6 protein-coding genes are annotated in these 7,703 nt (G+C 71.0%); 1 reads left to right on the top strand and 5 read right to left on the bottom strand.

Annotation, left to right across the window (positions count from 1 at the left end):
* Positions 1–56: 56 nt before the first annotated feature.
* The 5 genes from FPZ41_RS42835 to FPZ41_RS42815 form a co-directional block, all read right to left on the bottom strand.
* Positions 57–1,007, bottom strand: coding sequence for a LysR family transcriptional regulator (locus FPZ41_RS42835; RefSeq protein ID WP_152869858.1), 951 nt, complete (start codon positions 1,005–1,007; stop codon positions 57–59).
* 57 nt (positions 1,008–1,064) lie between these two features.
* On the bottom strand, positions 1,065–1,790 hold the full coding sequence (locus FPZ41_RS42830; protein ID WP_407698899.1) for a helical backbone metal receptor: 726 nt from the start codon (positions 1,788–1,790) through the stop codon (positions 1,065–1,067).
* A gap of 2 nt (positions 1,791–1,792) precedes the next feature.
* On the bottom strand, positions 1,793–2,371 hold the full coding sequence (locus FPZ41_RS42825; protein ID WP_152869856.1) for a helix-turn-helix domain-containing protein: 579 nt from the start codon (positions 2,369–2,371) through the stop codon (positions 1,793–1,795).
* Positions 2,372–3,329: 958 nt separating this feature from the next.
* Positions 3,330–5,162, bottom strand: coding sequence for an ABC transporter permease/substrate binding protein (locus FPZ41_RS42820; RefSeq protein WP_322621458.1), 1,833 nt, complete (start codon positions 5,160–5,162; stop codon positions 3,330–3,332).
* Positions 5,155–6,252, bottom strand: coding sequence for a quaternary amine ABC transporter ATP-binding protein (locus FPZ41_RS42815; RefSeq protein ID WP_322621457.1), 1,098 nt, complete (start codon positions 6,250–6,252; stop codon positions 5,155–5,157). The genes FPZ41_RS42820 and FPZ41_RS42815 overlap by 8 nt, the downstream gene beginning before the upstream one ends.
* Positions 6,253–6,571: 319 nt before the next feature.
* On the opposite strand from FPZ41_RS42815, the gene FPZ41_RS42810 reads away from it, so the two are divergent.
* Positions 6,572–7,501 (top strand): 5'-3' exonuclease, encoded by a 930-nt coding sequence (locus tag FPZ41_RS42810; RefSeq protein WP_152869860.1) that lies wholly within the window; start codon positions 6,572–6,574, stop codon positions 7,499–7,501.
* The last annotated feature ends 202 nt before the right edge of the window (positions 7,502–7,703 follow it).

The following is a 7,703-nucleotide window of genomic DNA, read 5'->3' as shown; positions in this document are numbered from 1 at the left end:
ACGGGACCGGGTAGGGGCGGCGGGGGCGAGGAAAACCCAGGTGCGCCCCAGCTCCGTCACCCCGCCCGGCTCCGGGTCAGCGCCAGCAAGTCCCGCCCCGGTCCCGTGGGCCGGTGCCCCGTGGGCCACACCGCTCGTAGGGCCCGCCGCAGGTGGACACCGTTCAGGGGAACACTCACCAGGCGCCGGGCGGACAGTTCCTCGCCGAGGGCCAGTTCGCTCAGTACGGCGGGCCCCGCACCGCTCACCGCCGCCGCCTTGACCGCGGTCGTCGAGGACAACTCGATCAGCGGCCGCGCCAGACCTCCCAGCGCCGCGTCCAGAACCTGGCGCGTACCGGAACCCTCCTCCCGGAGGATCAGTGGAGTCGCGGCCAGCTCGCCCGCGTCCAGCGGCCTACGGCGCCGGGCCCACGGATGCCGCGGCGCGGTCACCACGATCAGATGGTCGTGGGCGACGACCGCCGAGTCCAGGCCCCCGGGGACGCTCACCCCCTCCACGAAACCCAGGTCCGCCTCCCCCGCCAGCAGCCGCTCCGCGACGACCGCCGAGTTGCCCGCGAGCAGCGACACTGCCGTGTCCGGCCGCTGCGATCGCAGCGCGATGAGCCAGCCCGGCAGCAGGTACTCCGCGATCGTCATGCTCGCGGCGACACGCAGCCGGGAGTCACGCCGGTCCCTGAGCGCCTGTGCCCCCGCGTCGAACGCCTCGGCCGCTTCCACAACCCGCCGCGCCCAGTCCGTGACCAGAGCGCCCGCGTCCGTGAGCCGTGAGCCCTGGGGTGACCGGTCGACCAGGGCCACGCCGAGTTGCCGTTCCATGGAACGGATCCGGCTGCTGGCCGCGGGCTGGGTGACGCCCAGCTCCCGCGCGGCTCTACCGAGCGACCCGAGCCGTGCCACGGCCAGCAACAGCTCCAGCGCCCCGAGATCCGGCACCCGGTGCGCGAGCCCGCCGCGTGGTGCGGCACCTCCGCCCGCCTGCTCTTCAGCTCTGCCCTTGCCCATAACACCAGCTTATGCCTCACATTCGCGGGAACTCCCTGGTGGAGCCCGGTGGCCCGGTCAGCGGTGAGCTGCTCGCAGCGCCTCGGCCAGCACCCGCGGTGCCTCCACCAGCGACGGCCCGTACCAGGTGAGATGACGCCCGCTGACGAGTGCGCACGGCACTCCGGCGAACGCCTCGGGCCCGTCGTCGGCGGTGAAGCGGTACGGCTCGTCGGGCAGGACTACGACGTCGGGCCCGGCGGCCCGCAGGTCATCGACGGGGACCCGGGGGTAACGGTCCACGTGCGCGGCGTACAGGTTGTCCACGCCGAGCCGCTTCAGGACATCCCCCGCAAAGGTGTCCCGGCCGAGGACCATCCAGGGGCGGCGCCAGACCGGTACCACGGCGGTCCTGCGGTGTTCGGGAGACGGCAGCCGGGACCAGGCCTCCTCCGCCTCATCCAGCCATCGTGGCCGTGCCGGCGCCCCGCACGCCCGCAGCACCCGCCCCAGCTCGCGGAAGGCCTGCGGAACGTCCCGTACCTCGGTGACGAGGACCTCTACGCCCGCCTCCCGCAGAGCGGTCAGGTCGGGCTCGCGGTTCTCCTCCTCGTTGGCGATCACCAGATCGGGTGACAGCCCGACGATCCGCTCGGTCTTCGGGTTCTTGGTGCCGCCGATCCGTACGACGTCAAGACCGGCGGGGTCGGTGCACCAGTCGGTGGCGCCGACCAGCGCGCCGGGTGCCGAGAGCGCCACGGCCTCGGTCAGGGAGGGGACGAGGGAGACGACACGGAGCACGATGGTCACCCACCGCGCCGGTGCCGGTCCTCCAGGGCCTCGATGTGGTCCGCCACGGCCACCACGATCACACGGGTGTCGGGCACCGTGGCCCGCCACCGGTGCCGTACGCCGCCGGTCAGGTACAGCGTGTCACCACGGCCCAGCCGGTGGGCGCGGCCCTCCGCCTCGACCTCGACGGCACCGTCGGCCACGTACATCAACTCGTCGTTGCGGTGCTGGACTTCCCGGCCCTCGTCGTGGTCACCGGTGAACTCCATCGCATGCAGCTGGTGGTGTCCGCGCACCAGAGAGCGCGTGCTGGACTCGGTGGGCGCGATGGTCTCCGTGTCGGCGCGCACCACGTCGACGCTGCACGCCGGGTCGGCCGCGGCGAGCAGCTCGACGGCCGTCGTGCCGAGCGCGTCGGCGATGCGCTCCAGTGACGGCTTGCTGGGCCGTGCCCGCTCGTTCTCGACCTGGCTGAGGAAGGGAACCGACAGTCCGCTGCGTTCGGCCACGACGGCGAGCGTGAGCTCCAGTGTCCGGCGCCGCCGCCGGACAGCCGCGCCCACCCGAAGGGGCTGTTCTTTGTGGTCGCCCATCGCTCCGGCTCCCTCCTTCGCTCGTCGGTCGGCCGCTGCTCGATACGGCTGCTCCCATGGGTACAGCCGTTACTGATACACCACTGTTCCGCTACTCATCCGGCGTATGCCTTCTGATGAGTTCTCTGCACCCTACGCATGTTCGGCAAACCGTTTCATACGTCCGTCACATCGCTGACACACTGAGCGACGGTCAGGGTCACAGTTCACGCCAGTGGAGAGGCCGATCTGCCTGCACCGCCGCCTCGCCGTCCCGGCGGGGCGAAGCGGCTGACCAGGGGCGCGGGACACCCCTCTGGATCGGTGCGGAGGATCCCGGACCGGTTGGCGGCGACTGCGCTGCCGCCGTGGGTGTGGGTGGCCGTCCGGTCGGCGCGTCCGGTCCTGGACCCGTGGGCGTACGCCCACCGGGCGGCAAAGTCGTGGTGCCACCGCCGGCCTCCGATCACTACCGGCTCCGCGCCGCCGAGCCGGAGGCGTACGCGGTCGCCCATGTCGCCTCCGGCCCTCGGGCTGCCGGGGCGCAGTCGAGTCGATTGTCCGCCGTGGCCTGCCTGGTTGTGAAGTCGCGCAGAGTAGCGCGCAGTTGGCTGACCGTGTCGCAGGGGAGCCCGGCGGCGCCCCACCGGCTCGGCCATGTCGCCCGGTGTCGTGGTGTTGTCCGGGCTCTCCCGGCTCATGAGGCGTGGTTGCGCGCGGGTGAACGCGGGCGCGAGGCGCGTCGTACACGCGGTCGGCGTTCGGTCGGCACGGCCCTGAAGTCCACGTGGCTGCGGACCTCGATGGGTTGGCCGGATCTGACTCGTACCCCGGAATGTTGCCGTGCCCCGGAACGCCGGAGGGGTGGAGTGCGCCACACAGCGCGTACTCCACCCCTCGCCGGTCAGGTCGCCGGTCGCCGGTCGCCGGTCGCCGGTTCAGTTCACCGGATTCGTTCGGCTCACCCCGCTCGTTCGGCTCATTCGGCGGCCGCCGCCTCGCTCTTCCCCTGCGACTCCGCAACCGGCACCAACTTGTCCACCAGTCCGGGGTTCTCCTTCAGCCAGGTCCGGACAGCCTCCGGTTCCTTGCCCTTGCCCGCCTTCTGGATCTGCGCCTCCAGGCCGGTGAGCTGCTCCTCGGTCATCGAGAAGTCCTCCAGCCAGCGGCCCACCTCGGGGTTCTCCTTGGCGAAGCCCTTGCGGGACAGGGTGTGCACGCCGTCACCCTCGCCCCAGGCGACCTTCGGATCCTTGAGCTTGGTGAGGTCGAAGTCGCTGTACGCCCAGTGCGGGGACCACAGCGTGACGGCGATCGGCTCCTTCTTGGCGTACGCGCGCTTGAGCTCTGCGAGCATCGCGGGCGTCGAGCCGTCCACGACCTCGTACTCGCCCTCCAGGCCGTACTCCTTGAGGACCTTGTCCTTGAGCAGGCCCATCATGCCGGCGCTCGGCTCGATGCCGATGATCTTGCCCTTGAACGTCGACGCCTTGCCCTTGAGGTCCTCCATGGACTCGACGCCCTTCACGTACGACGGGACGGAGATCTCCAGGGACGTGGGGCCGTACCACTTGCCCAGGTCGTCGAGCTGCTTGCCGTACTTCTTCCAGTACTCGGCGTGCGTGACAGGCAGCCAGGAGTCCGTCTGGAAGTCGATCTGGCCCGTGGCCAGGCCCGTGTACAGCGGGCCGGCGGTGTACTGGGTGGTGGTGACGTCGAAGCCGCGCTGCTCCAGGAGCTCCTTCCAGAGGTAGGTCGAGGCGATGCCCTCGTCCCAGGGGATGTAGCCGATGCTGATCTTCTTGCCCTGGCCGATGTTCCCGGCGGTGGCCTCGGCGGTCCGCGAGGTGCTGCCGAAGACGCCCATGCCGCCCGCGACGAGCGCAAGGATGGCCACACCGGCGACCGCGACGGAGGGGCGCGGCCGGTAGTTCCATGCCTTGGTCGTGCCGGCCGCGCGGGCCTTGGCGGCGGCGCGGCGGCCCAGCGGGGAGATCTGGGCGCCGAGGGCACCCGTCACACGGTCCAGGTAGATCGCGAGGACGACGATGCCGAGGCCCGCCTCGAAGCCGAGGCCGATGTCGAGCTGGCCGATGGCCTCGTTGACCGCGCCACCGAGGCCGCCGGTGCCGACCATGCCGGCGATGACGACCATGGACAGGCCCAGCATGATCACCTGGTTGACGCCCGCCATGATCGTCGGCAGGGCAAGCGGCAGCTGCACGCGCAGCAGCGTGTTGCGCGGTGTGGTGCCGAACGCCTCGGCCGCCTCGACCAGGTCCGCGTCGACCTGGCGGATGCCCAGCTCGGTCATGCGGACGCCGGGGGCGAGCGCGAAGATCAGGGTCGCCACGACACCGGCGGGCACGCCCATGCCGAAGAACAGGATCGCCGGGATCAGCAGCACCATGGACGGCATCGTCTGGAGGAGGTCCAGGACGGGCCGGACAGCGGTGCTGACGGCCTTCGAACGGGCGGCCCAGATACCGATCGGTACCGAGATCACCAGCGCGATGACCGTCGCCACCAGAACCAGGGACAGGGTCGACATGGCCCGGTCCCACAGGTCGAGCGAGTCGATGAGCGCGAACCCGGCGAACGCGAGGGCGCCCGCGACCAGCCCGCGCAGCCACCAGGCCAGAACGGCCAGGATGCCCGCGAGAAGGAGGGGCTCGGGGGCGGTCAGGACGGTGTTGATGCCGTCGTACATGCCCTCGACGACCGTCTTGATGGCGTCGAAGAGCCAGGACATGTGGTCGACGAGCCAGTTGACTCCGTCGTCGACCCAGTCGCCGAGCTGAAGCCTAGGCACGGGCCATCTCCTTCCCGTCGCGCGGGCGGTCACAGGGCGCGGACCCGCCCTGCTGGTCGCCGAGGAATCCAACGAGCCGCTGCCGCGGTACGACGCCGACGAGCTCGCGTTCGCCGTCCTCGCCGTCCGTGCCGTCCAGCACCGCGACCGGGTGCGACAGGCGGGCGCTGATCGCGCACAGTTCGGTGAACGGGGTGTCGGGCGTCGCCGTCTCGCAGCCGCAGTCGGCCTCGTCGCCGCGGACGTCCCGGTCCATGACGGCGCCCGCGGTCAGCACGCGCGAGCGGTCGACGTCCTGGATGAAGGAGGCCACGTAGTCGTCCGCCGGGCGGATCAGGATGTCCTCGGCGCTACCGGTCTGGACGATGCGGCCGTCGCGCATGACGGCGATGCGGTCGCCCAGGCGCATGGCCTCGTTGAGGTCGTGCGTGATGAACACGATGGTCTTCTTGAGGGTCGTCTGCAGTTCGAGCAGCTGGTCCTGCATGTCGCGGCGGATCAGCGGGTCGAGGGCGCTGAAGGACTCGTCCATGAGCAGCAGGTCGGCGTCGGTGGCGAGGGCGCGGGCCAGGCCCACGCGCTGCTGCATACCGCCGGACAGCTCGTCGGGCCAGGACTTCTCCCAGCCGGCCAGGCCGCACAGGGCGAGCGCCTCGTCGGCGCGGCGCTCGCGCTCGGCGCGGGGCACGCCCTGCACTTCCAGGCCGTAGGCGGCGTTCTCGCGGACGCTGCGGTGCGGGAACAGCGCGAAGTGCTGGAAGACCATGCTGATCTTCTTCGAGCGGACCTCGCGCAGCTCGCGGTCTCCGATCGCGGTGAGGTCCTGGCCGTCGAAGCGCACATGGCCCGCGGTGGGCTCCAGCAGACCGTTGAGCATGCGCAGCAGCGTCGACTTACCGGACCCCGACAGGCCCATGACGACGAAGATCTGGCCCGGTTCCACCGTGAAGGAGGCGTCGATCACGGCTGCGGTGGTGCCCTCGGCACGCAGTTCCTCGCGGTCGGCTCCGCGGCGGAGCCGTTCCACCGCCTCGTCGGGTCGTCTGCCGAAGACCTTGTACAGGTTCTCGGCCTCAAGCCTGGATGACACGTAAACCTCTCGTCTGGCACCAGAACGGCCCGTCTCCCCCGCGGGCAGGCCGTGGAGCGTGGCGGGTTCCGCCCGCCGGGCCCGGTGCGTGTACACGCTCCGCCCGGTCGCTGTTCACGTTCCGGCGGATCCCGCCCAACCAAGTGGTTGAAGGGCTAACCGATCCTGCTCCGGGCCCGCGCCTGCCCCGGTCCGAGCAGCGCAAACGCATGAGTGTCCCAGTTCACACGGCCTTCACCCCGTGCCACCCGGTACCGCCCGGTGCCGCCCGGTGCCGGCGGGATGCGTCGGTCACCCGCTGTCGGTGCCGTACGGCATGATGCGGACGGTGACCCGACGCCTGATGCTCCTCGACACCGCCTCGCTGTACTTCCGCGCCTATTTCGGAGTGCCGGACTCCGTGAAGGCCCCGGACGGCACGCCCGTGAACGCCGTGCGCGGGCTGCTCGACTTCATCGACCGCCTGGTCAAGGACCACCACCCCGACGACCTGGTGGCCTGCATGGACGCGGACTGGCGGCCCCAGTGGCGGGTCGACCTGATCCCCTCCTACAAGGCGCATCGAGTGGCCGAAGAACACGAGGTGGGTCCGGACGAGGAGGAGGTGCCGGACACCCTGTCGCCGCAGGTGCCGGTCATCGAGGACGTCCTGGACACGCTGGGCATCGCGCGCGTGGGCGTCGAGGGGTACGAGGCGGACGACGTGATCGGTACGTTCACGGCGCGGGCGAAGGGCCCGGTCGACATCGTCACCGGCGACCGCGACCTGTACCAGCTGGTCGATAACGCCCGTGGTGTCCGCGTGCTGTACCCGATCAAGGGCGTGGGCACGCTCCAGCTCACCGATGAGGCGGTGCTGCGCGAGAAGTACGGGGTGGACGGCGGCGGGTACGCGGATCTGGCGCTGCTGCGCGGCGACCCCAGCGACGGGCTGCCCGGAGTACCGGGCATCGGCGAGAAGACGGCGGCGAAGCTGCTGGCCGAGTTCGGAGACCTGGCCGGGATCATGGCGGCGGTCGACAACCCGTCGGCCAAGCTCACGCCGTCCCAGCGCAAGAGGCTCGACGAGGCCCGGCCCTATCTGGCGGTCGCTCCACGGGTCGTCCGGGTCGCCGACGACGTACCCCTGCCCGACATGGACACGGCGCTCCCGCGCGAACCGCGGGACCCGGCGGGGATGGACGCGCTCGCCGCGCGCTGGGGCCTGGGCGGTTCACTGCAGCGACTGCTCACGACGCTGCGGACCTGACCGGTTCGCGCACGCCGCGAGAGTGGGCGGCGCTCCTCACGTGGTCCTCACACCGTGTCGGAGATAGTCGTGTGGGGGATACTCGTATGTCTGGCTGTCTGTTGGGCTGCCTGTTCAGGCTTCACCCGGCTTCACCCGGCCTCACCCGCACGAGTACGTGCCGTGACCGGGAGGTACTCGGGGCGGGCGGGAGCTCTTCGGG

This window comes from Streptomyces acidicola (genome assembly GCF_009377235.1).
GTDB classification, from domain to species: Bacteria; Actinomycetota; Actinomycetes; order Streptomycetales; family Streptomycetaceae; genus Streptomyces; species Streptomyces acidicola.
The sequence above is the reverse complement of the archived record's forward strand: the minus strand, read 5'-3'. Positions and strand labels throughout refer to the sequence as shown.